Source organism: Planococcus sp. TJ-307 (genome assembly GCF_058268435.1).
The window spans coordinates 235,656-262,131 of record NZ_JBZDOJ010000003.1 but is presented as its reverse complement, the minus strand read 5'-3'; the positions used below and the strand labels follow the sequence as shown (position 1 = coordinate 262,131).

General features: G+C 44.5%; 24 protein-coding genes. 18 read left to right on the top strand and 6 right to left on the bottom strand.

What is annotated here, in order from left to right; genetic code table 11:
• Positions 1 to 285 precede the first annotated feature (285 nt).
• Genes nikA through nikE form a run of 5 tightly spaced genes read left to right on the top strand, consistent with a single transcriptional unit; the run spans position 286 to position 5,384 of the window.
• Positions 286 to 1,905 (top strand): nickel ABC transporter substrate-binding protein, encoded by a 1,620-nt coding sequence (gene nikA / locus AC4EHK_RS12875; RefSeq protein ID WP_490979188.1) that lies wholly within the window; start codon positions 286 to 288, stop codon positions 1,903 to 1,905.
• Between the two features lie 18 nt (positions 1,906 to 1,923).
• Entirely contained in the window at positions 1,924 to 2,868 is a 945-nt protein-coding gene (gene nikB, locus AC4EHK_RS12870; protein ID WP_490979187.1) for a nickel ABC transporter permease subunit NikB, read from the top strand.
• Positions 2,865 to 3,698 (top strand): nickel ABC transporter permease subunit NikC, encoded by an 834-nt coding sequence (gene nikC, locus AC4EHK_RS12865; protein ID WP_490979186.1) that lies wholly within the window; start codon positions 2,865 to 2,867, stop codon positions 3,696 to 3,698. Before nikB ends, nikC begins: the two co-directional genes overlap by 4 nt.
• A 13-nt stretch (positions 3,699 to 3,711) precedes the next feature.
• Positions 3,712 to 4,539, top strand: coding sequence for an ABC transporter ATP-binding protein (locus AC4EHK_RS12860; RefSeq protein WP_490979185.1), 828 nt, complete (start codon positions 3,712 to 3,714; stop codon positions 4,537 to 4,539).
• A 26-nt stretch (positions 4,540 to 4,565) separates the two neighbouring features.
• Positions 4,566 to 5,384, top strand: a complete 819-nt coding sequence (gene nikE, locus AC4EHK_RS12855; RefSeq protein WP_490979184.1) for a nickel import ATP-binding protein NikE — start codon at positions 4,566 to 4,568, stop codon at positions 5,382 to 5,384.
• Between the two features lie 165 nt (positions 5,385 to 5,549).
• Here the strand turns inward: nikE and AC4EHK_RS12850 are convergent, their stop codons facing one another.
• Positions 5,550 to 7,079 (bottom strand): FAD-dependent monooxygenase, encoded by a 1,530-nt coding sequence (locus AC4EHK_RS12850; RefSeq protein ID WP_490979183.1) that lies wholly within the window; start codon positions 7,077 to 7,079, stop codon positions 5,550 to 5,552.
• A 340-nt stretch (positions 7,080 to 7,419) separates the two neighbouring features.
• Between AC4EHK_RS12850 and AC4EHK_RS12845 the strand changes: the two genes are divergently transcribed.
• The 4 genes from AC4EHK_RS12845 to AC4EHK_RS12830 all read left to right on the top strand — a co-directional run bounded on the left by AC4EHK_RS12845 (position 7,420) and on the right by AC4EHK_RS12830 (position 12,923).
• Positions 7,420 to 7,875 carry a hypothetical protein gene (locus AC4EHK_RS12845; RefSeq protein WP_490979182.1) on the top strand — a complete coding sequence of 152 codons (456 nt, stop codon included), beginning with the start codon at positions 7,420 to 7,422 and terminating at the stop codon, positions 7,873 to 7,875.
• Between the two features lie 364 nt (positions 7,876 to 8,239).
• Positions 8,240 to 10,264 (top strand): glycosyltransferase family 4 protein, encoded by a 2,025-nt coding sequence (locus AC4EHK_RS12840; protein ID WP_490979181.1) that lies wholly within the window; start codon positions 8,240 to 8,242, stop codon positions 10,262 to 10,264.
• A complete protein-coding gene (locus AC4EHK_RS12835; protein ID WP_490979180.1) occupies positions 10,254 to 11,555 on the top strand; it encodes a glycosyltransferase in 1,302 nt (433 codons plus the stop codon). The genes AC4EHK_RS12840 and AC4EHK_RS12835 overlap by 11 nt, the downstream gene beginning before the upstream one ends.
• Before the next feature lie 30 nt (positions 11,556 to 11,585).
• Positions 11,586 to 12,923, top strand: a complete 1,338-nt coding sequence (locus AC4EHK_RS12830) for a uracil-xanthine permease family protein (protein ID WP_490979179.1) — start codon at positions 11,586 to 11,588, stop codon at positions 12,921 to 12,923.
• 115 nt (positions 12,924 to 13,038) lie between these two features.
• On the opposite strand, the gene AC4EHK_RS12825 is transcribed toward AC4EHK_RS12830, so the two are convergent.
• From AC4EHK_RS12825 to AC4EHK_RS12805, 5 genes are all read right to left on the bottom strand, one after another.
• Positions 13,039 to 14,031: an MsnO8 family LLM class oxidoreductase gene (locus AC4EHK_RS12825; RefSeq protein ID WP_490979178.1), complete on the bottom strand. Its 993-nt coding sequence runs from the start codon at positions 14,029 to 14,031 to the stop codon at positions 13,039 to 13,041.
• Between the two features lie 395 nt (positions 14,032 to 14,426).
• Positions 14,427 to 15,455, bottom strand: coding sequence for an FUSC family protein (locus AC4EHK_RS12820; RefSeq protein ID WP_490979177.1), 1,029 nt, complete (start codon positions 15,453 to 15,455; stop codon positions 14,427 to 14,429).
• A gap of 242 nt (positions 15,456 to 15,697) precedes the next feature.
• The gene (locus AC4EHK_RS12815) at positions 15,698 to 16,654 is read right to left on the bottom strand and encodes a calcium/sodium antiporter (protein ID WP_490979176.1); all 957 of its coding nucleotides are present in this window, start codon (positions 16,652 to 16,654) and stop codon (positions 15,698 to 15,700) included.
• A 179-nt stretch (positions 16,655 to 16,833) separates the two neighbouring features.
• The gene (locus AC4EHK_RS12810) at positions 16,834 to 17,874 is read right to left on the bottom strand and encodes an aromatic acid exporter family protein (protein WP_490979363.1); all 1,041 of its coding nucleotides are present in this window, start codon (positions 17,872 to 17,874) and stop codon (positions 16,834 to 16,836) included.
• A gap of 217 nt (positions 17,875 to 18,091) precedes the next feature.
• Positions 18,092 to 19,567, bottom strand: coding sequence for an amidase family protein (locus AC4EHK_RS12805; RefSeq protein ID WP_490979175.1), 1,476 nt, complete (start codon positions 19,565 to 19,567; stop codon positions 18,092 to 18,094).
• 275 nt (positions 19,568 to 19,842) lie between these two features.
• Between AC4EHK_RS12805 and AC4EHK_RS12800 the strand changes: the two genes are divergently transcribed.
• The 9 genes from AC4EHK_RS12800 to AC4EHK_RS12760 all read left to right on the top strand — a co-directional run bounded on the left by AC4EHK_RS12800 (position 19,843) and on the right by AC4EHK_RS12760 (position 26,394).
• The gene (locus AC4EHK_RS12800) at positions 19,843 to 20,352 is read left to right on the top strand and encodes a YfiT family bacillithiol transferase (RefSeq protein ID WP_490979174.1); all 510 of its coding nucleotides are present in this window, start codon (positions 19,843 to 19,845) and stop codon (positions 20,350 to 20,352) included.
• Between the two features lie 166 nt (positions 20,353 to 20,518).
• Complete coding sequence (locus AC4EHK_RS12795) at positions 20,519 to 21,361, top strand: aldo/keto reductase (RefSeq protein ID WP_490979173.1); 843 nt, start codon at positions 20,519 to 20,521, stop codon at positions 21,359 to 21,361.
• Positions 21,362 to 21,628: 267 nt separating this feature from the next.
• Entirely contained in the window at positions 21,629 to 21,985 is a 357-nt protein-coding gene (locus AC4EHK_RS12790) for a hypothetical protein (RefSeq protein ID WP_490979172.1), read from the top strand.
• A gap of 52 nt (positions 21,986 to 22,037) precedes the next feature.
• Positions 22,038 to 22,598: a restriction endonuclease gene (locus AC4EHK_RS12785; protein WP_490979171.1), complete on the top strand. Its 561-nt coding sequence runs from the start codon at positions 22,038 to 22,040 to the stop codon at positions 22,596 to 22,598.
• Positions 22,599 to 22,749: 151 nt separating this feature from the next.
• Positions 22,750 to 23,073 (top strand): ArsR/SmtB family transcription factor, encoded by a 324-nt coding sequence (locus tag AC4EHK_RS12780; RefSeq protein WP_490979170.1) that lies wholly within the window; start codon positions 22,750 to 22,752, stop codon positions 23,071 to 23,073.
• 3 nt (positions 23,074 to 23,076) lie between these two features.
• On the top strand, positions 23,077 to 23,487 hold the full coding sequence (locus AC4EHK_RS12775; RefSeq protein ID WP_490979169.1) for an SRPBCC family protein: 411 nt from the start codon (positions 23,077 to 23,079) through the stop codon (positions 23,485 to 23,487).
• A gap of 181 nt (positions 23,488 to 23,668) precedes the next feature.
• Complete coding sequence (locus AC4EHK_RS12770) at positions 23,669 to 24,322, top strand: FAD-dependent oxidoreductase (RefSeq protein ID WP_490979168.1); 654 nt, start codon at positions 23,669 to 23,671, stop codon at positions 24,320 to 24,322.
• 219 nt (positions 24,323 to 24,541) lie between these two features.
• The gene (locus AC4EHK_RS12765) at positions 24,542 to 25,513 is read left to right on the top strand and encodes an NAD(P)-dependent alcohol dehydrogenase (protein WP_490979167.1); all 972 of its coding nucleotides are present in this window, start codon (positions 24,542 to 24,544) and stop codon (positions 25,511 to 25,513) included.
• 149 nt (positions 25,514 to 25,662) lie between these two features.
• Complete coding sequence (locus AC4EHK_RS12760; RefSeq protein ID WP_490979166.1) at positions 25,663 to 26,394, top strand: glucose 1-dehydrogenase; 732 nt, start codon at positions 25,663 to 25,665, stop codon at positions 26,392 to 26,394.
• The last annotated feature ends 82 nt before the right edge of the window (positions 26,395 to 26,476 follow it).

Below are 26,476 nucleotides of genomic sequence, written 5' to 3'. Positions count from 1 at the left end.
GTAACCTCAATGGTTAATGGATACGGCTTTTGTATGTTTAGGTGGAAAAGAAAGTATTCAGCATTAAGGGTCGCATGCCGATTTCTGGTATTCGGTTTTTTTCGACTCAAGCCTTTTACTTGGAGGGAACTTTCCATTATGGGAGGTGGAAGCTGTTAAGGGATGCGGAACAAATCATTTCCACTGGAAATTCGTGTTGACAAATCGGCAATAGTTCCTTATATTTAGTTAAGTGAAAATGAGAATCATTATCAACGATTGAAATAAGAGAGGGATCTGCTAACCATGAGAATACATAATAGCAAAAAGAAATTATTTTTAGCTCTGGCGGCTTCTGCAGCGATAATGCTAACCGCTTGCTCAAACGAAAATGCAACGGGTTCGGGCGAAGCAGAAAACGATAACGCGAATTCCATTACGATGTCTTGGCCGCGTGATATCGGTTCGATGAATCCGCATGTCTATAATCCATCGCAATTGATTACCCAATCGATGATTTACGAGCCGCTTGTCAGCTACGAAGAAGGCGGAGAAATCGAGCCGCATCTTGCTGAGTCGTGGACAGTGTCAGAAGACGGTCTGGAATATACGTTCAAGCTGCGCGAAGGCGTCCAATTTACGGATGGATCTTCATTGACTTCAGAAGTTGTCAAAAAGAATTTTGATGCCGTACTTGCCAATAAAAGTTCTCACAGCTGGCTTGGCGTCATCAATGTGCTCGACAAGATTGAAGTGGTGGATGAGCTGACATTCAAAATGGTGCTGACGCAAGCTTATTACCCGGCTTTGCAGGATTTGGCAGTTGTTCGTCCGGTGCGAATGCTCGGTGAATCAGGATTTCCGGAAGACGGCGATACATCCAAAGGAATTAAAGAACCGGTGGGAACTGGCCCTTGGGTATTGGACGAATATAAAACAGATGAATATGCAGTTTTCACACGCAATCCTGATTACTGGGGAGAGAGTCCGGAACTGGAGGAAGTGACCATCAAAATCATTCCGGATGCGGAAACGCGCGTCCTCGCTTTTGAAAAAGGCGAGCTTGACCTGATTTACGGTGAAGGGGTGGTCAGCATGGATTCATTCAATTATTTGAAAGAAAGCGGTGAATACACGACCGATTTATCAGACCCTGTGGCGACGAGAACAATGCTGGTGAATTCGACGAGTGAAAAGCTGTCCGATTTAAATGTCCGCTTGGCGCTGCATCATGGTTTCAATAAACAAGCGATGGTGGAAGGCATCACACTGGGGCTTGAAGAAAAAGCGGATTCGATTCTCTCATCCAATTTCCCTTATGCAGTTGAAGAGATCAAAGCGATTGAATACGATGTGGAAAAAGCGGCTTCTTATTTGGATGAGGCCGGCTGGAAACTTGAATCCGGCAGTTCTGTACGTGAAAAAGATGGACAGCCACTTGAACTGGAATTAATATACGATAAGACCGATCCGATCCAAAAAGCAATGGCTGAAACGCTTCAAGCCGAATGGACTGCGCTCGGCGTTAAGCTGAACATTGCCGGACTGGAATTGACCGAGCAAATCGAGCGCCGCAAAGCAGGCAACTTCGACTTGGATTTCTGGTCTAACTACGGGGCGCCTTATGATCCGCATTCCATGATCAATGTCGTCGCTGAAAATGGCTGGGGTGTTTCAGAAGCGCATTCCAATCTGCCGATGAAAACGGAATTGGACGAGCAGGTACATGAAGCACTGGCCACGACAGATGAAACGGAACGCCAGGAATTATATGGTTCCATTTTAAACACCTTGCAGGAGCAGTCGGTATTCATTCCGATTTCTTATATGAAAAAGACGGTGATCTACCAAAATGATATCGAGTCATTTGAGTTCCCGGCGAATCGCGATGAGCACCCGTTTAACGATATTTCACTAAACAATTGATAACAGGAGGGCAATCCAATGGGCACATATTTGATAAAACGGCTTTTTGCGATTGTTCCAATTATACTCTTTGCGATTTTTTTGATGTTTGTGTTGGTGCGCCTGTCTCCGGTAGATCCGGCAGAAGCCTATCTTGCGGCTTCCCACATCCATCCGACAGAAGAATTGCTGGCTGAAAAACGCCAGGAATTTGGCTTGGACCGGCCGCTTATTGTTCAATATGTCCAGACGGTGGCCGACATTGTCCGGTTTGATTTCGGCAATTCTTATGTAACGAATACGCCCGTGTGGCAGGAAATCACGACCCGTCTGCCGGCAACGCTTCAGCTGGCATTAAGCAGCATTTTGGTGGCTATTGTTGTTAGTGTGCCGCTCGGATTTTTATCAGCGGTTTATAAGAACAGCTGGCTGGATCATTTCAGCCGGCTGCTTTCCTATTTAGGCGCATCGATTCCGCAGTTTTGGCTTGGCTATGTATTGATTTTCTTCTTTGCCGTCAAACTGGACTTATTTCCGGTTGAGGGCAGGGGGACTTGGCAGCATTTCGTATTGCCGAGCATCACGCTGTCGCTTGCGTTAATCGCAATTTACACAAGGCTGTTGCGGGCGAGTGTGCTGGAGGAATTGGAAGAGGCATACGTTTTGTATGGAAGAACGCGCGGCTTAAAAGAAAAAGCCATTATGGGCAAGCATGTATTGAGAATTTCCATCTCTCCGATGCTGACAGGCCTTGGGATGAACTTGGGGAAATTGCTCACGGGGACGATTATTGTCGAGCAGGTCTTTTCATGGCCAGGCTTCGGACGGTTCTTCATCGAAGCAATTTTTAACCGGGACATTCCCGTGATCCAAAGCTACGTCGTTCTCGCTGCGTGCTTGTTTATCGTCTGCAATTTGATCGTGGATGTTATCCAGCTGTATTTGGATCCACGCATTTCACGGGAAAGAAGGGCGCAAATTTGATGGCACGTATACGAACTGCATTAAAAGGCAAATGGCCATTGATGATTTGTTCAGGGATTTTGGCAGTGTTCTTCCTTGTTAGCATTTTGGCTCCATGGATCGCCCCGAATGACCCGATTCAAGTAAACCTGGCACTTAAACTGATGCCGCCGTCTCTCGAATATCCGCTCGGGACGGATCAGCTGGGACGCTGCAATCTGTCGCGCTTACTTTACGGAGCGCGTGTTTCGCTCGGTTTCGCGACTTTGATTTTTGTGGCATCGCTCGGCATCGGACTTGTCATCGGAACATTGTCAGGCTATCGCGGCGGCTGGATTGACACGGTATTGATGCGTTTTTGCGACGGCGTCATGGCTTTTCCGAACCTCGTACTGGTCCTTGGGATTGTTGGTCTTCTCGGGCCGGGGCTATGGCAAGTTGTGGTCGCATTGATGATGGTCCAGTGGGTGTATTACGCCCGCATGATTCGCGGAATGGTTGTCTCGATGAAAGAACAGAACTTTATCACAGCAGCGCGTATCAGCGGGTCGTCTAATTGGAAAATCATCAGGCGCCATCTCGTACCGAATGTGCTGCCGCCAATCATGGTCATGGGCACCCTTGAAATGGGATGGGCTATTATGGACATTTCGGCCTTGTCGTTTCTCGGGCTCGGCATCCAGCCGCCTAATCCAGAATGGGGTGCAATGATTCACGAAGGCACCAGCTTTATGAGAAGCAATCCGGAATTGATGCTTTACCCGGGATTGATGATTTTGTTCGTGGTGATTTCGTTTAACATTATTGGTGAATCGTTATCAGAGCAGTTTGGCGTCAAGCGGCGCTACTGAAAGGAGCAGGCACATGCATACACAAGCTAATGTACTGAAAGTCGACAACTTGAATATCGCTGCCAAATCCGGCCGAGGGGTTCTTCCTTTGGTGCAAAACGTGAATTTGGAATTAAAACCGGGCAAAGTACTGGGGCTTATCGGGGAAAGCGGAAGCGGCAAAACAGTCACTTCCATGGCCTTGATGCAATTATTGGACCAGCGTGCTATGCACGTCCAGGGAAGCATCCAGCTTCATGGCCAGGAGTTGAATGGCTTGGCGCCAAAAGCCATGCGTCCGATTCGCGGCAAGGAAATCGGCTTTATTATGCAAAACCCTATGAACGCCTTTACGCCTGTCTACACAATCGGCAATCAATTTGTCGAAACGATCCGGACTCATACAGGCATGGGAAAAAAGCAAGCGGTCGAATTAGCCATAGCTTCACTTGAAAGCATGAATTTAGAAGAACCTATTAAATTGATGAAAAAATATCCATTTCAGTTAAGCGGGGGCATGCTTCAACGGGTCATGATCGCGATTTCCATGTCGCTGCGGCCATCTGTTGTCATTGCCGATGAACCGACAACAGCGCTGGATGTTACCAATCAATTGCAAGTATTGAAAGAGCTGGACCGCTTGCGGACAGAATGCGGGACAGCGATTCTGCTGATTTCACATGATTTAGGCGTGATTTCACAACTTGCCGATGAAGTGGCGGTCATGCGCCATGGGAAAATCGTCGAAAAAGCGGAAGTATGCGATTTGTTTGATCGTCCGCAGCATGAATACACAAAGAAATTGCTGCAGGCAAGACTGATGGTGCCATACAACGACACTTTAAACCGGCTCGTTATGTAAAACAAGCGGGCAAGGAGGAGCAAGCCATGAGTTTATTGGAAGTGAAAGATGTTACCCATTCATATGGTGCCTCCCGTTCGTTCTGGCGCAAAAAAGATGTGAAGCCGGTTCTTTCCGGGGTTTCATTGTCGATAGAAGAAGGAACGTGCCTGGGATTGCTTGGATCAAGCGGGGCCGGCAAAAGTACGCTTGGAAAAGTCATCCTTGGACTCGAAAAGCCCCAAAAAGGGCAGGTGATTTTTCAAGGGCAGGACGTATACGCCATGGACGCCAAAAGCCGTCAGCAAATGCGCAGGAATTTGCAGGTGGTGTTCCAGGACAGCTATTCTTCCGTAAATCCGCGTCTAACGGCTGAAAAGATCATTGCAGAACCGTTGGAGAATTACGAAAAGCTATCCTCCGCTGAGCAGAAACGGACGATTGCAAGTTTATTAGAGCAAGTAGGACTGAGCAAGGACGACATGAAAAAATACCCGCGCGAGTTCAGTGGCGGGCAGTTGCAGCGCATCAATATTGCCAGAGTTTTGGCTTTAAAACCGAAGATGATCGTGTTGGACGAATCCGTCAGCAGTTTGGACATGGTGACTCAGACGACCATTTTGAATTTGTTGCAGGACTTGAAAACGATGCATGGCCTTTCTTATCTATTCATCACACATGATATCCGCGCGGCCTACTCCATTTCAGATGCTGTGGCCATTATGCACAAGGGACAAATAGCAGAAGTGTTTCATGACAAGGATGAAGTGTTTACTTCACAGCAGCCTGCAGTAAAGAGCCTAGTCGATTCGATGCTTCCTGAGCATCCGCGCTACCGTTCTATACAGTCCATACCTACTGTATAAACGTTTTAGGTGGAGTATTTTCTTTTTATTCATCTTTATAAATTATGTGGGGATCATATTTTTCCCTGGAAAGCCTAAGTAATTTTTTTGCTTTTAAGTATAAGGAGGCTAGAAGAATGATCCCATCACGGATCTATTCCTCTAGCCTCCTTTTCTATTTCTATCTCACTCCGCTCCAAATGCCACAATCCCATAAGTCTCCAAATACAATTTCAACACACGCAGCCATTGCTTGTCAGTTGCAAGCGCCACGTGGCCATCCGGCCGGATCAAGTACAGCGCATCTTGCTTGAATCCTGCGTCTTTCATTTTTGCTTCCCATGGAAACTCATGGATCTCGAGCAACTGCTCGTGGGAAAAGTCGATGAGCTCGGGCTGCGCTTTGCCGTATATATGAATTTGCCAATCGACGGAGCGCAGCGGCGCAAAATTATCGCCGTTTGCGGTTTCAATCCACGGCAAGCGCATGCCGCCGTAGACTTTGCCGGCTTTGCCTTTGCTCAAGATGCTGCTGCGGTAATTGATGTGGATTTGAGACAAGATTTTAAACGCATTTTTTGAGGCGAAGGAAAATTTGAATACCGACGGCAAGGCGTAAGGTACGGCATATTCCCGCAGCAAGGTGCCGGGCAGTTTTTGGTTGACGATCGTTTGGAACGCTTTGTCGGTCGTCGCGATCAATCGGCGCGCAAAGGCAATGCGCTCTTGTTCGTAGGTGCTCAATATTTTAGGAGCGGCTTTTCCTTGAACCACCGCTGCGAGCTTCCAACCCAGATTGATGGCGTCCCCAATGCCGGTGTTCATGCCTTGTCCGCCGGTCGGACTGTGCAAGTGGCCGGCGTCGCCCAAGATGAAGATGCGTCCTTTGGCAAATCGCTCGCTGACGCGGTTATGGACGCGGTAAGTTGAAAACCAATTGACTTTGGCCGCGCTGACGCGGATTTTGTTTTCAATGTAATTGGTGATGTCTTGGTACTCAACATCGGTGCGATCGTTGAATTCCTCGGGCACAATGCCGAGGATTCGTTTGGTGTTGGCGTTCCGGACGTTCATATAGAGCATAAAGCCATCATTGTCCATGTACATATCCATCTTTTCCATGTCGTCTACCGGCTGCTCGGTTTCAATGTCAGCGACAAAGAACAATTGCTTGTAGGTGCCGCCGGGAAAATCGAGTTCGAGTTCTTTTCGAACCATGCTGCCGGCGCCGTCGCATCCGCATAAATAGGCGAATTCCGCTGCTTCTTCTGGCTGTCCTTGTTGCTGCATCACGGCGTTTACGCCAGCTCCTGTGTCTCTAAACGACAGCAGCGAGGTGTTCCATTCGACTTCGACGCCGATTTTACTTAATTCGTCAACGAGAATTTCTTCATGCTCGTCTTGGGGCAAACTCAAGATAAACGGAAACGGGCTCAGCCCTTTGCCCAACTCATGGAATTTCACTGTGGCTCTCACTCGTTTGCCGTCGCTGACATCCAGCGACAAAATCGGATGCCCGCGCTTGACGTTGCGTTCGGCGAGGCCCAGTTGCTCATACTGCTCCAATATGCGCGCATGCACAGCGAGCGCACGAGACGCGGTGCCGGTTCCTGCGTTTTTATCAATGATCCGAAACGGCACGCCCTGACGCGCCAGGCTGTAAGCTAGAGCCAAGCCAGTGGGGCCGGCTCCGACGATTAAGATTTGTGGGTTCATCCTAGAGACCTCCTAATGAGTAGCACGCCTGCTGATCTGTTAAGTTTCAAGTATCATGTAAAGTTATAAAATCGAGTATAGGAAAAGTGCTGATAAGAAAAAGCGGATGATACCGAACGGAAAAGATCTTGTACACCTACTATATCCTTAATCGACCCGTTTCAAGCAAGCAACGCTCAAAATAATTGTCGCGTCCTTGGATAAGAAACAAGCCTGAACGTTTTGACCAAACAATGCAAGATTAAATCCGGAGCAAAGGGCGGAACGTGATAGAATAACAGGTAGCAGAACGTGCAGCATTCACAATTGATAGATGAGTTGAAAGGAATGAGTTAGCAAAATGAACAAAATGGTCGAACAAAAAATGAACGAGATGACAGAAGTATTTAACAGTTTGCCGAATTGCCGGATTGAAACCGATGAGGCCGGCCGGACGTTGATCGTGAGCGACACCCCGGTTCCGTGGAGTGAGACGCTTGAGGAGAAGGACGCACACACGACGTATAAAATTGGGTCCATTACGCCTCATAAAGCGGCGCTCGGACTGTATATTGATTTCCCGCATAAGTATATCGAGATTGATCGGCTGGATGACATCATCGATCCCGAATTCACATTGACGTATTACGAGCCAGGCACCAAGACATCGACAGCGAAAAGCTGGTGGCGGTTCCGGTCGGACGAGAAATTCGACAGTCTTCATATGGTTCTGAGAAAAACAGAGCTGGAATTGTATGACTTTAAGAGAGAAGAATGGGTTCAGTTGATGGAAGAGATCACTGCTGTTCATAAGTGATGGATAGCTTAGCTGAATGGCGGAACTTCAATCACGCTCTTATGCCGCACAAATTTTAGGTGATTAACTATATTTCCACACTTGCCAAATCAAACTAGCAAGTGTGTTTTTTATTGTCCACACTCAGTAAGTGGCCTGAATATATTGTATCCTTCATACCTAATTGGTTAGCAACTATGCAGGACATAGAAATGATGTATAAGGAAAGGAGTATATTTGCACCTAATTGCTTCAATATTTTTGGCATTAATTGGCATCTTTCGTTTTATTAAAAAGAATGAAGAAGCATCTGCGTATATAGTAGCACCACCTGTGGTATAAAATAGGAAGATACTATTCTACTGAAAGCATCGGGGGATGAAAAATGAACGAGTTTGTTGAGTTTAGAAATCGTGTTTATGATCACGAAAGTAATGATAGTTATCCGCTCCAATTTTTAGATGAGTACATAAATACCAGCCAGGCTGTAAATTCCGATGAAAAAAGAGTAATCGAGCAAATTCGGACGATCAAGCAATTAGAGCGGAAAAAGAAGCTGAGCGAAAAAGAAATAGATGAATTGATCTCGTTTTTGGGTGAGCATTCGTCTACAGACCGATTCATAGTGGATACGGTTTTAAAATTTTCCAATGAAGAAATCAAGCAACTAGTAGAGAGAAAAACAAAAGATTTACTATTGAAGCAGCAGTATGGTAGTCAAAAGCTGTATCATGTGTTGGATATTTGCATTGAATGTGGTCTGGATAGTTTAAGTGATAGCGATATCTTATTATTGCTTGAGAAATACAAAATGGATTTAGAGATCATGTCTATCTTACTGGATTATCTGGATCGTTTTAAACGGCAAGGATTTAAAGAGCATCTATACAAATTAGTAACCTTGGATTACCCCGATAGCATAAAACTCCAGGGAATCAATTTATTGCGGAATTTGTACTCAGTAGAAACTATCGATCAATCATTTGTCGAGAAGAATGTAAGAAATGACAAAAACGGAGTGTTTTTTGACAGCTATATGGACTTTCTCCAGACGGATTTTAAATTTGAAAAGCCAGGCATATCAATTTTGCAGTCCATGTTTTATGGCGATTTTGAAGATAGCGGAAAAGGAAATAATGGAGGCTTAGCCGTATTATTAAAAGGTTTGGGTGAGGAAATCTCGAAAGACAGCCGCATATCTTACGTATTTACGATTACGATCACGCAAGAATTAAATAAGCCCTTTATAAGCTTTCATGGGGACAAACACATATTTATTCGATTGCCAATCTATTTAGATCAGTCTGTATCCGACAAGTTTATAAAAAGAGAGTTATTTATCAAAAGGTATATAGCCAATTTTTTAAAACAGTCCAAAATAAATCTTGATGTCTTTCATATCAGATTTCTGGACAACGCGTCTAAATCGGTTGCTCATCTAAGCAAAGAATGGAATCGAAAACTTGTCTTTACCCTAACGCCAGACCCGCACCGAAACATGTTTGATGGACAGAGCCATATAAAAGAACTTGGTTTTAGCGAGCTTATTGAAAAACTGAACAAGATAAAAATAGGGGACGAATTAATCCACACAAGCGACGGAATCGTTGGCATAGGGAATGCAGACGTGAAAACCGAACTTGAGGTCTATTTTCCGCAATTTAAAGATGAAGATATAAATCGAAAAATAAAAATGATCGGTGAAGGCATACAAATAGGTCAATCCATTGATGCAGAGGACATCACTTCAAATCGCTTGATCGAAACCAATAAAGATTTTTTTGAAAAACCTGTAATCTTAAACGTGGGGAGATTATCTGTCTTAAAAGGGCAGATGGAACTTTTACAAGCATGGTCAAACTCCAAGCTTTCGGAAACGCATAATCTTCTGCTAATCGGAGGAGACCTGGAGAGACCTAATAAAGAAGAAGAAATGGTCATTGATTATTTTAAGGATTACTTGCAAAGGCATCCACAATTCAAAGGCAGGTTTATCCATAAAGGCGCCATGTCAAATTTGGATATCCGATTGCTGGAAAGGGCGATCATTAAGAGAGACTTTGCCTATCCTCATATCTATCTGTGCTCAAGTGTAAAAGAAGAGTTTGGCATCGCGATTTTAGAAGCGATGTCGATCGGATTTCTAACCATGGGCCCGATAAAAGGCGGGGTTAAAAGTTATATGAAAAATGGGGAAAATGGCTTTTTAATCGACACAAGTAATTGGGAAACGATTGCAAAAGAAGCGGAAAACCATCTTTATGATTCCAACGTCGGCAAAGATGAAATGAAAAAAATTCAAGCTGCCGGACAAAAAACGGTAGATGAGAATTTTTCAATTGAAAAGATTTCAAATGAGTTTGTATCATTTTATTTGTCTATAGAAGGAGAAGAAGTTAATGAAATATAAAAAGATCTTTTTTATCAGCCCCCCTTTTTATTCGCATTTTAACCCGTTGTTGGTGTTAGCCAAAAGTTTTCAGGAACATGGTGCAGAAGTGACCTTTGGCTGCAGTATCGAGTTTAAAGAAAAAATCTTGAAAGAAAAGTTGAATTTTTATGAAATAGATATAAGTGCAAATAAAAATACGGGCAAAGCTGAAAACACGATACAACCAGACACAGAGAGAATAAGATTGGAAGAATTTTTTGAGTCGACAAAAAAGGGTGCAGTAGAAACACTGATCACCCAGTCCCGCCACAGAAAGGCGGATATGCTTTACAATCCACAAGAGCTTATCGATAAGGTAAAGCTCATTGATGATTCACTGGATGTGGATCTGTATGTGGTAGATATATTGTCGTACTCTGTTACGCTGAGCTTGTACTTTTTAGGGCTGCCTTTTGTCACATTTTGCCCCCCTCATCCCAATACGATTCCAAAAGAAGGAAAGTATTTTAATGTACCGAAAAGCTGGCCTGAGGCGATCACGATCAAGGAAGAAGATTTGAGGATGCTCAAGCAGGTTTCAACCCAAACGCAAAGTGAATTCACGGAAGTTTTTAATGAAATTATCACTGAAAACAAGTCGATTGAAAAAATTGATAATGCGTTTAGTTTGGTCTCTGAAATAGCTGTCATCTACAACTATTTCGATTTTAACAACATTGAAAAAAATGAAGAAAACCCAAAGGAACTATTTATCGGGAATTCATTTGACGTGGTTGCGTTGGACGCGGAGTGGATGGAAAAAATAGATACCAAAGAAAAGATCATCATGATCAGTTTAGGCACCTTTTTATCAAATCGAAAAGATGTACTTGAAAAACTGATCCTATCATCCAGAGAAAGTTACCCGGATGCGCTATTGATCGTTTCTGCAGGCAGCAATGCGGAAGAATTAAAAAAATACAGCTCGCCCAATACAATCATAGAAGATTTCATCCCCCAAATTGCACTGATGCATTATGTGGATACGGTTGTCTTTCATGGGGGATGCAACACCTTAACAGAAGCGATGTACCATGGAAAAGAGATGGTCATCTTACCATTTTCCAGCGATCAGTTTAATATCGCATATGATGTTGAAAAGAATAATTTAGGAAGAGTACTGGATCCAAATAATTTCAGCCAAGAAGAATTAGCAAAGGCATTTATTGAAATAGAAGAGATTTCCAAAGATAATTTACTGCATTGGCAAAACATCTCAAGAGAAAGAGGAGCCGATTATGCAGCCAAAAAAATATTGGAGATCGAATAAAATATATATAAAATTAGAAAGAGGTGTTTTATGAAAGAGGCAGTTGGATATGAAGAGAAAGTTAAAAATACAAGTAAATATGATATAGATGGTGTACCCCCATTAAGAGAAGCAATACCTTTAGGGTTGCAGCATATTTTTGCAATGTTTTTGGGGAATGTCGCTGTCCCGATCATCATCGCAGGTGTGGTTGGCATCACCGGAACGGATTTAACGATACTGGTTCAAAGCGCCATGATCATGGCAGGAATTGCAACGATTATTCAATGTTACCCAATATGGATGATTGGCGCACGGCTCCCAGTAGTTATGGGTACCAGTTTTGGATTTCTACCTACCAATATCGTGATTGCAAGCTCCTATGGCATCTCAGGATTACTGGGGGCAAGTCTGATAGGAGGTTTGTTTGGCGGAACTTTAGGATTTTTCATAAAGAAATTAAGACGGTTTTTTCCAAAGATTGTAACAGGCACCGTCGTTCTGACGATCGGTTTGTCGCTTTTGCCTACAGGTATTGTATCGATGGCTGGAGGAAGTGGATCTGCAGATTTTGGATCAGCCCAAAACTGGCTGGTGGCTTTACTGGTATTGGCCATTGTGCTTTTTCTCAATCGATATGCAACGGGAATGGCGAAAACCTCCTCCATTTTAATAGGGATTGTCATAGGATACATGGTGGCTTTGCCGCTGGGGATGGTAGATTTTACAGCAATAAGAGAAGCTACCTGGTTCTCAGTTCCACAACCGTTTTATTTTCCTATGGAATTTTACTGGGGAGCTATACTCCCGATGCTAATTATGTTTATCGTGACATCTGTTGAGACAGTTGGAGATGTTACAGCCATGACTACGGGGGGAGCAGGCAGAGAACCCACGAAAAATGAACTTTCCGGCTCAGTCATAGCCAATGGGTTTACCTCTTCTTTGGGCGCAATTTTTAATTCGTTGCCTAATACATCTTTTAGTCAAAATGTGGGAATGATCGCATTTACGAAAGTAATGAGCAGATATGTCGTAGCTGTTGGCGCTGTGTTTTTAATACTGGCTGGTCTTATTCCTAAGATTGGAGCCCTTGTATCTACTATGCCACCAGCAGTTATTGGCGGCGCCACAGTCATTATTTTTTCTCAGATTACGTTAACGGGCATAGACATATTGACGTCAGAGCCTTTGAATGAAAGAGCAAAAATTATCATTGGGTTGTCTTTAGTGTTCGGTCTCGGATTAAGTCAAGTACCCGATGCGATGAATGCCTTTCCCGAAGTTATTAAGTTGTTGTTTGGCGGATCTGGCATCACCATCGCGTGTTTTGTTGCGATTGCATTGAACCTCATCATTCCAGAGGATTCAAAGAAAAGAGCCGCATAGGCGAAATCACGCCCTTGTGTGTCAAACTCAATTCAGTTTATTGATAACACTAGCATGAAAAAAGCCGTATTCACTAACCTCGAGGGTTAATGGATACGGCTTTGGTTTTGTTCAGTCAAAGTAACTGCTGTGCCAGTAAACGGTAAACATCCAAACGCTTTTCCTGGGAATGCGGAATGCTGCAGATCATGGCTTCTTCAAAACCATATTCAAGTTGCTCCCGCTGCAATTGGTCTGCTACATCTTTGGCGGAACCGACGAGATGGAGTTTGCGGCTTGCCTGGATTTGCATGCGGTCCATTTCTGTTAAGGCCGAATTTTGTGCTTCTTTGGGTGTCATGAGGGGCATAAGATGGCCTTTCATCAACATCAGGCGTGAAATGTCCTGTGGCAAGGCTTCGTATTCTGCTTCTTCGGCGGTTTCAGCCTTTGTGACCAAATACGAGACCGAAATTTTGGGCTTTTCCATAAAAGCGGAAGGGACAAAATTGGACCGATAGGAATCCAAAATATTTTTCGTCATGCCGCCGTTGAAAAACTGGGCAAACGAATAGCCGACACCCATTCGGCCAGCTTCCAGTGCGCTGTTGCCGCTTGAGCCAAGCAGCCAGGCTTCAGGCAATTGGATATGTGTTGGGGCAGCAATGGTTTTATTGTACATATTGTCTTCCGGCGTTTCGTCGTTAATCAGTTTCAGTGCGGTGTCGAATTTCCCATACATATCGTCTGTCATCGGGCGGCGTCCTTGGGACAAGGCGTAAATGGAACTGTGGTCGCCGCCGGGTGCGCGACCCGCGCCGAAATCGATGCGCCCTGGCGCAAGTGCGCTCAATGTTTTAAAGACTTCTGCAAGTTTCAACGGTGAATAATGCATCATCATCACGCCGCCAGTGCCGATTCGGATCTTCTCCGTTTTGGCGCTCAAGTAGGCGGCCGTGACTTCGGGGGCGGAGCTGGAAAATGCGCCGGAGCCATGATGTTCCGCCATCCACATCCGGCTGTACCCTAACTTGTCGGCGAGAACCGCGAGCTCTACTGCTTTTTTCATCGCATCTTCTGCGGTGTTGCCTGTCGTGACGGGCGCTTGGTCCAATACGCTTAATTTCATCTATATGACTTCCTTTCGTTAACTGCAGGTTTGCACATAGAGGAGTATAGCAGTCCGGCAAACTGAAATCATGCTATCTGCCTTTAAGAGTGCTTCCCCCCAAAAAAACTTCCAATTCAACCTCTAAGCCGCGCAAGTTATAACCGATCTAAAGGGACTTCTCATGAACTTAAACAAAAGGAAGCAACAGCGGGACTTATTAAAGAACTGAATTTATGTATCCGAAAAGAAAAGCGCTGCTGGACGAGTTGGGGAATATAAATTAGAGATAATCAGAGATGTTTTAAGCAAAAAAGCAACCACCTACAATCCTCGTAAGGAGAAGGTGGTTGCTTTTTGTTGTTGGGCATTATTGTATTCCTTTTACTCCATCACACCTATATAATATATTGCTGTTATTTTTGTGCTTGGTTCAGCAATTGATCTAGACGGTGCAGGTAAAAGGTATAATCCAAAAGAGCAGATGCTACGATCATTAATCGGATGTTTTTCTCCGGATCTTCTTTAGAGAGAGAAAGCACGGATCTATAAAATTCGTCTCTTCGGTTTAGCATATCTGCATCTGAATGCTGAAACTCTTTAATCTTGCCCTGATATTTCAAAAACAGGTACTCGTGATATTTGATTAATTCTTCCAGGTACTCATCAAACAGCAGATTGACACTTTCTTCAGACGTGCTCTGAAAGTAATGGTCCTCAATTTTTCTGAGAAGCTGATCTCCCTCCTCTAATGTTTTCAACATCTGCCTGAAGACAATCATTTCTCTGTCATTCAATTGTTTGGTTCGTGATTTTCCGAGCTTGATTCTTTCCTCATCAAACAACTTGAATTGCTCCACTAATTTTTCAAGTTCTTTCTTAAAGTTGCGGGAAAGTACTTGATAAGAACTCTCTGTCAGTTCATTTGAAATGGCAGTTCTTAATAACAATGACATTTCCTGAAAAGCTGAGTAGATGTTATCCGAAAAACTCTTTTTATATTTCGGCGGGAAAACGACCAGGTTAACGACTATAGCAGAAATTGTTCCGACTAAAATAACCAAAAATCTTTCCAGGGCAAAGTACATATCCTCACCTGCACCGGAAGTCATGATTGCAGCTACCGTTACAAGAGTTAGTGGGATTGTGCTATCCATTTTTAATTTTAAGCTGAATGAAATCATAATCATAATCACCAAACCGATGGTGATCGGATTTTCGCCTAAAAAATAGATGAAAAACAACGAGATGGATGCGCCTAAGGTATTTGTAATCAATTGATCAGGCAATTGCTTCCAAGTCCGGTACAGCGATGGCTGTACAGCTAAAATAGCTGCAACCGCCGCAAACGCAATGTTGTCCAATTCGAAAAATCCACATACATATATGGCAATGATTACGGCTACGCCAGTTTTAAAAATACGAGGACCAAAAGTAATATCCATTTCTCCTTTCAGATAATAACGAACCGGAGGAATGCTTTTCACTCCCCAGTATCTCGTCAGGCAACTATTATCTTATATAATGTTGTCATTAAACTTTAAATTGCGATCGACAGTATGTCAAAAGTGAATCGTGCACTTCAGTATTTTATCATTGAATGTAAAAAGGAACTGTTCCCAAAAAGTCATTTTCACGCCCTTTTGGGACAGCCCCATTTTATACTATATTCGTTCGGCTCTACATGTTAATTCCTTAGAATAATGTAAACCACGTAAATGATGTAGATAACGGCTAACGCCGAACCTTCAATCCGTGAAATCTTATACTGGGTTCTTGCAAGAATCATTAAAAGAATGGACACAGCGATCATGACCCATACATCTAGAAAGATCTTTGAATCCACCGTTAAAGGATGGATCGTTGCGGAAGTTCCCAGTATGAAGAAAATGTTGAAGATATTGCTTCCGATAATATTACCCAACGCAATCTCTACCTGTTTCTTTAACGCTGCGGTTATAGAGGTGACCAATTCAGGAAGTGAAGTCCCTACAGCCACAATCGTCAAACCGACTAAGGTTTCACTCATTCCAAGCGACAGCGCGATTTGAATGCTGTTTTCTACCACGAGGTTCCCACCGAACACGATGGCCGCAAGTCCGCCAATTGTTAAAATCGTGTTTTTCACTTTGGACACGTTCGCGGTATCAACAGGATTTTCTTCGATGTTCAGTCGATCTTTTCTTGCCACTTCAAAAATATAGTAAAGAAAAATCACAAAGAAGAGGAGCAGCATAATGCCTTCAGTTCTTGTAATGAGGTTGCTGTCTGAAGATCCGATTTGAATGTCGCTAATTAAAAGCAGCAAGGCAACGGAACCCAACAAAGCAAAAGGAATTTCTTTCCGTATCGTCTCGCTCTGAACCATCAAAGGGAAAACCAGAGCTGTAACTCCGAGAATGAACGTGATATTAAAGATATTGCTGCCGACTACATTCCCGATCGCGACGTCACTGTTTCCTTCGAAGGCAGCAATAAAACTGACCGACGCTTCCGGTGCGCTTGTACCAAAAGCCACAATCGTTAAGCCGATCAATAGGGGGGAAACCCTCAAGCTTTGCGCTATTTTTGAAGCTCCTTCTACAAAATAATCAGCTCCTTTGATCAAAAGAGCGAATCCTACTAATAATAATAGATAAGTCATGTGTTGATTACTTCCTCCCTTTTTTTCTGTTTTTTAAAGAAAAATAAAGTTCCTCTTTCTATGCTCATACCCTTACAACTTATGTAAAAACCATAAGAAGTTGTCGCTCTGCATAAGAAATATGATGAATACAAAACGGTCGTGCCAGAAACGGCTCTGTTTCTGACACGTCTGTTTGTTCACTTTTCCGCTTCCCGCGCAGCCTTTACACTGCCTGGATCAAAAAAGTTATCCACCAAATCATAAATGGTGATGAGTTCGTAAAGAATCTTGAACTCCGGCGGGAATAGGGTAGGGTGCAAGGCATCACTTGTCGTGACGCCTTTGCTGTCTTCCCAAAAGAAATCAGTGATGATTTTTAATTGCTGCTGATGCGTTTTGTGGTCGTATTCATTGGAATTCTGCAAGTCGTCGGCAAGCTCTGCCACAGCCTGCATGATGATATTCCGCTCGGCTGGCGACCACTTGATGCTATGGAACGGGATGCGGAGCAGGGCATCCAAGTGAAACTCCAGGTTATGTAAAAAATGCAATTGCCGTTCCGCCATGCGAAGTTCGGCTTCCCGGTTGCGGACCCATGGGTACAGACTTGCTTCATCCCGTTGGTAATGAATTAATTTCTCCGTCTTTTTGATTTTCGTCGTCAGTTGCTTCACAAGCTGCTGCTCTTTCTGACGGTTTGCATCTCCGTCAAACAGAATGGTGTGGAAAGTCTGTTCCAGCATCGTTCCAGCGCGTTCGCTGATGCTTTGGATGTTTTTTAAAATATCCCACCGGTAGTTTGGCGGAAACACCAGCATGTTGACCGCAGTGGATACGAGCAGGCCAATCGTCGTGGTACCCAATCGAATGAAGAACGACACTAAGAAATGATCATGGATCACTTCCACCATCGCGACAGATGTCAACGTGGCAACGAGCAGACCGGCATGCAAATTGAGTCGGTAACAAACTAAAATAGTGGCAACGGCAGCGAGTGTATAGGTAATCGGGGAATTCCCGAATAGGGTAATAAAGAACACCGCGAATGCTGAGCCGATCGCAGATGCCGGGAACCGGACCAGTCCCTTTTTAATCGAATCGCTGACGGTGGGTTCAACTGTCACAATTGCAGTGATGACCGCAAAGACAGGCGGCCAGCCAAACCACAAACAAATTGTTGCTGTTATAAATATCGCTATCCCTGTTTTTAAAATTCGGCTGCCCTGGAAGGATCGCATCATTTGTTAAGCACCATCTCTTTTGCGTAGTATTTTTCAACGTAGTTTAGTATATCACCAAATTCTCTCTGGATTCCAAGACAATTTTTGTCAGGTTCGAGTATATGATAAGCAAGAGATGGACCGTTTTTTAGTTGTTCGGTAGACAGGAATTAAACATGAAAACCCCTTCCCAGAAATTGAAATCTGGAAAGGGGTTCTTGTGAAGAAACTTCTATTAGAATGTGTTGGTTATTGTATGCTTACTGAAATCCGGTGCTTGTCGCTTTTGGGTCGCCTGTTCGTAAGCGTAAGCCAGTTCGATCAAGCGTGCTTCGCTGAATGCCTGGGCGCTGAACGTGACACCGACTGGAACTCCGCTGCTTGTGTAGCCGGCAGGGACGGTGATGGACGGATAGCCCGCTTTTGCCGGAAGAGCAGCGCCGCGGTTGTTTTGGAATAACAGCGCATCCAGTTGGTGTTCGCGCATAACGAGGTCCAGTCCTTCCAGAGTGGAATGGCGCAAATCGGTTTGGCGGTGCTCCACATACGTCGGGTCAGCCGGATCGTCGCTCAAGGATTGGGATTTTTCCAGTTCCGCTTGGCCAAATTTCATGCAGCGGTCCGGGTCTTGTTTATTGAACTCGATGACATCCGCCAGTGATTTAACCGGCACCTCGTCAGGGACAGTGCTGAGGTACTCATTGACGCCTCGCTTGAATTCATACCATAAGACGTCTGATTCAAATGACTGCTGGGGAATTGTCATTTCTATCACAGTCGCACCGAGCAGTTTCAACTGTTCGATTGCCTCATCCATAATGGCACGTTCTTCTGGTTCTTCATTGTTTAAGAAGGTAAGATCGACACCGATGCGGGCGTCTTTTAAACCGTCCGTTTTCAAGTGCGGCGTGTAATCAGTTAATGCTTTACCGGCACTTGCGTGTGTTGCCGGGTCCTGTTCATCGACGCCGGTCATAGCGCCGAGCAAGATCGCGGCGTCTGCAACGGTGCGTGCCATCGGTCCTGCGGTATCCTGGCTTTCGGAAATCGGGATGATGCGCGAGCGGCTGATCAGTCCGACTGTCGGCTTGATGCCAACGATCGAGTTGGCGCTGGCGGGGCTCAAAATAGATCCCGAAGTTTCGGTACCGACACCGACAACGGCGAAATTCGATGCGATCGCAGCGCCTGTTCCTGAACTTGAGCCGCCGACATCTCCAGCTTTAAAGGTTTCGACTCCGTAAGGGTTCAGCACTTGCCCACCGAGTGAGCTGTAGCCGCTGACGCCTTCTTTTGACATGAAATACGCCCATTCGCTCAAGTTCACTTTGCCGAGAATGATGGCACCGGCATTTCTCAGCTGCGACGTGACAAACGAATCCTGCTGGGCAAAGTTGTTTTCGAGTGCGATAGTGCCGGCTGTTGTCGGCATCGGGTCCGTCGTTTCGATATTGTCTTTGAGCAGCACGGGAATGCCGTATAGCGGACCTTGCCCATCTTGCCCGCGCATGTCATCCAGCTCGGCAGCGATTTTCAGCGCGTCTGGATTGATGGTCAATACTGAGTTGATCTTCGGGCCATTGCGGTCATATGTCTCGATTTGATCGAGGTAGGCTTGCACCAATTCAACAGAAGTGAGTCGGTTTTCCTGAAAAGCCTGTTGAATATCTTCGATTGTTGCTTCATTTAATGTGAATGAGGTTTTCTCCATGGGTAAGCTCCTGACTATAAGTAATTTACATATCTTTAATTGTACACCAATTCTTAATTTTACATAAAGTATTGCTTTCAACTGGTGAGCGAGACTTGTAAAGAAGTGAGGACAATTCTGTTTATTTGCCGAAAAGCTTACTGGTTCTAGTTGGATTTCTTCCTCTGAGAGAGCGAAATCCAACTTAGCCAGTTAGTTTACAAAACCTAAACACATTGGTATATTGAGCGTGAATATGGCATTTCACAACTAAGCATGGAAAAAAGGTTAGTCAAATGGATGTGAAATTTCCCATTGGACAGTTGCACGTTCCAGATAGAGTGACGGCAGAAGATGTTCGGCAGTGGCTCAAGGAAATCGAGAGTTACACGACGCGGCTGCGGGAAGCCGTTGATTCGTTGAGTGATGAGAAGTTAGGCAAGACTTACAGGGAAGGCAGCTGGACTGTCCGTCAGCTGGTGCACCATATTGCGGACTCGCAAGTGGCCATGTACCAGCGCTTGAAACTAGCTGTAACGGAAGACAATCCGACCGTGCCCGGGTTCGATGAGGAAAAATGGGCTCAGCTTCCGGACAACCGACTGCCGGTAGAAAGTTCTATCCGTATGCTAGAAGGGCTGAATGAACGGATCGTTGCACTCGGAAAACAGATGACGGCCGAACAATTGGACCGGGTCTTCACCCACGAAACGGACGGTGAAATCCGCAGCGCCCAAAATCTCGCAAAGCTGTCTTGGCACGAAGAGCATCATTTGGCGCATATTAAGATTGCCGTGGGGAACTAAGCCTTCAACCGTAATTTTAGTAGTGAGCACACAAAAGGAATCCTTCCCATTTAGCAATGGAGAGGATTTTATTTAGTTTTATCGGGAAAGCTTGAAGGATCGAATCGGTTGAGTTTGCGAGGATGTAAGAGTAATCTGAAAATATAATTGAAAGGAGTGAAAGCAGATGAAAAACGCAATACCAGAAGTGACGTTGAACGATGGAACAAAATTACCGGTTACTGGACTGGGTACATATGGACTGTGGGGCAATGCCGGGGCGAACGCAGTCAGCAGTGGGATCAATGCCGGATATCGGCTGATTGACACGGCCTATAATTACGAAAACGAAGGAGCGGTGGGGGAAGGCATCAAGCGCAGCGGCATTTCCCGCGAGGAACTGTGGATCACTTCCAAGCTGCCAGGACGATATCACAGTTACGAAAAAGCATTGGTGGCAATTCAGGAATCGCTGTACCGTTCGAATTTGGATTATTTCGACCTCTATGTGATTCACTGGCCGCTTCCGAATCAAGATCTTTACGTGGAAGCGTGGCAGGCCTTGATTGATGCCCAGAAATGGGGGCTCGTCCGTTCGATTGGCGTCAGCAACTTCCTGCCTGAGCACCTAGAGCATATTATTCAGGAGACCGGCGTAACGCCAAGTCTCAACCAAGTGGAATTGCATCCGTTCTTTAACCAGGAAGAACAGCGGAAAGTGCACGCAGAACACAATATCCAAACCGAGTCGTGGAGCCCAATCGCCAGAGCGGCAGATATTGTGTCGAATAGAACCATTATAAAAATTGCCGAAGCCCACAACAAGACCGTTCCGCAAGTGGTGCTCCGCTGGCAGTACCAAATCGGCTCGGTATCGATTCCGCGTTCCACATCTCCACAGCGGCAACGGGAAAACCTGGCTATTTTTGACTTTGAACTAAGCGAATCCGAAATGGCTGCGATTGCGGGCATGTCGCATCCGGATGGCAGACTGTTTGGGATGGATCCAGCTACGCATGAGGAGTTTTAAAGTAGACACCAGCCAAATAACTGGAAGAGCTTTTTCAAGTTAAATGTAACGAGTGTATTTGCAAACCCACCGATGGAATCGATTCCATCGGTGGGTTTTGTTGTGGAAATTTTTTTATAGAAATCAATTGAAATGGAAAATTTATGTATTTCAAATTGGGTTTTTATGATACGATTTACTCATGTCTAAAGTAACGGTTATTTTTAATGATAGTAAGTAAATGTTTAGCTGAAGAATTTGCAAGTTTACGAAAAGGGGAAAGATAAAATGAAAATTACAATGAAAATGAGTGTAGAAGCCTATCCAATAGCAAAGCGGGTTTATTCCGGACAATTAACGAGAACTGACGGGAAAAGTGAAATTAATCGCGTTTCTGGTATGAACGAAGGATCGGCCAGTGCATACATCACGATTTTTTTAGCGATGATGAACGGGGAAGAGTACAAGCGAGCATTTAATAACGAAACCAATCGATTTTTATTTGAAAGCATCCGAAGAGATTTCGGAGAGCAATACTACAAAAAAGCATTAACTGCCGCACAAAAGCACATCAATTACTATGGAACCTTAGGAAGAGGAAATCTAAACGGACTTCAACGGATTGTAGATGAGCTAAAGCGTTAATTCTTTCAGAAGCGGAAAATCCAACTTACCTATAGAAAGTGAGATAAGTAATATGAAATTTACCGAAGGTTTTGGAATGGGACTAGAGATGCTGTGGACGATTGTGTTAGCCAATCCGTTACTAATTGGAATTCTGGCATTCTTCTTTATTAGTTCATTGGTGCTGGGACTTGTTCAAAAGACATTAAGATACAACAAACTGAAAAAATCAGGCATCTTTCACGTAGATGAAATGACGGGAAGAGAATTTGAAGAATATCTTCGGGTTCTCTTCCGCGAAAGAGGATACCATGTTCTATTAACGCCGGCCACTGGTGATTTTGGAGCTGATCTCATCTTATCCGATAAAAATAAAAAAATTGTCGTGCAGGCAAAGCGCTATAAAAAGAATGTTGGATTAAAGGCCGTACAGGAAGTTTCGACTGCCAAAAATCACTTCAATGCAGATGAATGTTGGGTAGTCACTAACAGCTATTATACGGAGCCAGCCAAGAAATTGGCTGCATCTAACAAAGTACGTCTGGTGGATCGTGAGTTGTTAATAAAATGGATGCTGGAGATGAAAAAGAGTCAAGAAACTAAAGGTACCGCTGCTGTAGGGAAAGTGGAATAATAATAGTCTTGCTTCTTGGAATTTGGAAATCTAAGCAGCCGGATTTCTAGTAAAAAAGTTCAGTATATAGGTGTTTGTCCCTTGACAGGACACCTTTTAGTGTCGTATTATTAAGACACTAAAAGGTGTCCTATTTGTGAGGAGGGAGGATTTGGATAAAAAAATAGAAGGACATGATGTGTATGCAGCGATTGCTGATCCGACAAGGCGTGAATTGCTTCGTTTGTTGGCAGAAGCAGGGGAACTGCCACTGCACGAATTGACGGTCCATTTCCAAATTGGGCGTACGGCAGTTTCCAAACATTTGGCTGTCTTAAAGGAAGCAGGTTTGGTTACCGTCCAAAAGGTTGGAAGGGAAACAAGGTATCGAATAAATGCGGCTCCTTTGGAAGAAATCCAGGACTGGGTATCTTTTTACGAGAGTTTCTGGACACAGAAAGTGACGCATTTAAAAAAACTATTATCGGAGGAATAGACTATGGCAGACGTTACATTGGATTTTCAATTAAAGAGTTCCATTGAAAAAGTTTGGAAGGCTTTAACGGATTCAGATGTGCTGGCACAGTGGATATGGGACAACGATTTTAAACCGGCTGTCGGAGAAAAATTCCAATTCCGTTCGGAACCGAACGAATGGTGGGACGGAATCGTTAATGGGGAAGTTCTGGAAGTGGATGAGCCACGCAGCTTGTCATATATTTGGGCAAGTGCTGGAGAAACTACGACAATTACATGGTCATTGAAAAAGGGGGCAGATGGTTTGACACATGTGCACTTTGAACAAACCGGCTTTAGTGAAGAAACCAAATCAACCAAGGGAGCTCTAGAAGGCGCCAAATCCAGTTGGGAAAACTTTGGAGAGCAACTCGAGGGAGTATTGGAAAAATGATTGCATTGCGATTCGACTGAAATTGGGCTTTAAAGCAACGGGATAGCAGCAACGCTAAACAGGTTACTAAATATGGTGGGAACTGCCAATTAGTGTCCTGTTTCCCCCAATTAAAGGAGGATAAGGTTATGAACTTCGTACAAGATACCTTAGCTATACTCCAAAAGAGAGAATTGATGTTTTGGAAAGCCAGAAGGAGTCAGAAGGAATTTACTCCTTTTTGTTCGAAAAAGACGAGGATTTGAATTGGAAAGCAGGACAGCATGGCTTGTTTACGATTACCCATAAGAAGATAAAAAAGCCGACACGGCCATTTACAATTGCATCTGCACCTAAGGAGAATGTCATTAGGATCACGACACGCATCGGTGATCAACCAAGTGAATTCAAAAGTGCCATGCTGGAATTGACACAGGGCATGAAAATCAAACTGAATGGTCCAGTGGGAAAGTTTTACCTCAACGGAAACAGCCCGACTCTTCTGGTTGCAGGCGGAATGGGCATCACTCCATTCCGGTCGATCGTTAAACAACTGGAGGCGGAAGGCAATGGGCATGATCACGAAATCCAGCTGCTGTACTTGGACAGCAAGGGAGTCTATCCATTCAAAGATGAATTTGACGCGATTGCTGCTCACTCTTTGATAGACATCACTTATGTTGTGACACGGGATGAGTTGCGTAGAGAGCTGGACAATTTTTTAAGCTTGCATAAGAACGGGGGCACCTACTATATAGCAGGGCCAAAGCAAATGGTGAAAGAACTTGCCGCTTATTTAAAAGAAAAGGATATTGCAAAACGCAAAATCATTAAGGATGTTTTTTTAGGGTATTAAAAGCATCAAGCACCAGTTGCTTGGATAAGCAATGTCTTTCCGGTTTTTCCCGGGAAGGCATTTTTTATTGGCTGTTCCTTTTGACTGAAAAAAGGTTGAAAGAAGGCGATGCACGCCATATAATATACCGCATCAGTATAGGAGCGGTTCTCTTATTCCATGCAATGCACTAGATTTGATTGCTGACTTTTCATTCGAAAGAAAAGGGGATGACGGAAAATGAAAGCCATGGTTTGTACACGGTATGGACCGCCGGAAGTGTTGGAACTTCAGGAGCTGGACAAGCCGGTGCCGAAAGCCAATGAAATCGGGATAAAAGTTCGGGCATCTACCGCAACAGCAGGAGACTGCGAAATGCGAAACTTTGCCTTTCCGTTGTTTTTGTGGGTTCCGTTGCGGCTATTTTTTGGTTTGCGGAAACCGAGATTGAACGTATTGGGACAGGAGTTTGCCGGAGAAATTGAATCGGTGGGAAGCGAGCAGACGCTATTTCAACTAGGCGACCGTGTATTTGGTTCGACGGAATTGAAGCTTGGCGCTAATGCCGACTTCATCTGTCTTCCCAGCAGTTATGCCATCATCCGTATGCCGGAAGGGGTTAGTTTTGAAGAAGCGGCCACCATCCCGACAGGTGGAATGAATGCCTTGTTTTTTCTTCGAAAAGCCAAAATTCAAGCTGGCCAAAAAGTGTTGATTATCGGAGCAGGTGGGAGCATCGGCACGATGGCTGTTCAACTTGCCAAAAACTCAGGTGCTGAAGTGACGGCTGTCGACAGCAAAGAAAAGTTGGACATACTTTTATCCATCGGCGCGGACAAAGTAATTGATTATCAGCAGGAAGATTTTACGGTAACTGGTGAAACTTATGATGTGGTCTTCGATATTGTGGGAAAGGCCTCTTTTTCTAAAACCATCAAATTATTGAAACCTAAAGGGGTCTACTTGATCGGCAACCCGGGCCTCAGCAAAATATTTCGGAGATTTTTACCAATGATGAAAAACGATCGGAAAATCGTTGTGGCCGCGGCCGACTACAAAACCGAAGATTTACGCTACTTGGGCGAGCTGTTGGCGGATGGCAAAATCAAAGGGGTCATTGACCAAACATTCCCTTTGAAAGAGCTGCGACAAGCGCATCATTATGTGGAAAGTGGAGCGAAAAAAGGGAATGTCGTGATCACCCATCAATAACAAAAAGATTGTGAAAAACAGAAGGTCAAAAGTTCTTCTGTTCCTACACCCAATGCTTCTGCGTGTTGGGTGTTTTAAAAATTTGTAAGGCAGTTCAAAAGGCTTTCCAACTTTTCCACGGATAGGTAAAGAAGAGGAGGTAATGGAGAATGGGCAGATTAGACGGCAAAGTAGCCATCATCACAGGAGGCGCAAGAGGAATGGGGGCCGCACATGCAAAGCGGTTTCTGGAAGAAGGGGCAAAAGTGATGATTACGGATATTTTGGAAACAGAAGGCAGAGCGATAGCAAGCAATCTTGGCGGCAACATCAAGTTCATGAAGCATGATGTCACAAAGACTCTGGAATGGGAACAAGTGATTGCTGAGACAGAATCCACATTTGGACCTGTCAGCGTCTTGGTGAATAATGCGGGAATTGCGTTGCTCAAATCCATCGACAACCTGACAGAGGCGCAGTTCCGGCGAGTTATTGATGTCAACCAAGTGTCGGTATTTCTGGGGATGAAGTATGTGCTTTCGTCTATGAAAAGGGCGGAAAGCGGGTCCATTATTAATATTTCATCGATTAGTGGATTACAAGGAAACGAAGACTCCATCGCTTATAGTGCTTCGAAATTTGCGGTAAGGGGCATGACAAAAAGTGCCGCTATCGAGCTCGGAAAAGAAGGCATCCGTGTGAATTCCGTTCATCCAGGGATTACCGAAACCCCAATGGTCCGAAAAAGCCGCGTCAGCAAGCTGGCTAGGGCCATTCCGCTGCAGCGTACAGCCCAGCCAGAGGAAGTCAGCGACCTCATTGTCTACTTGGCTTCCAATGAATCGAGCTATGTCACCGGTGCTGAATTTGTGATTGACGGTGGTTTGACCGCAAAATTATAAAGAGAAGCTTCACGCAAACGCAATCTTTTACAAAAGCAGCCAAGTTTGGCGTCACTACTTCTATTGCACTGGAAATCGAGGT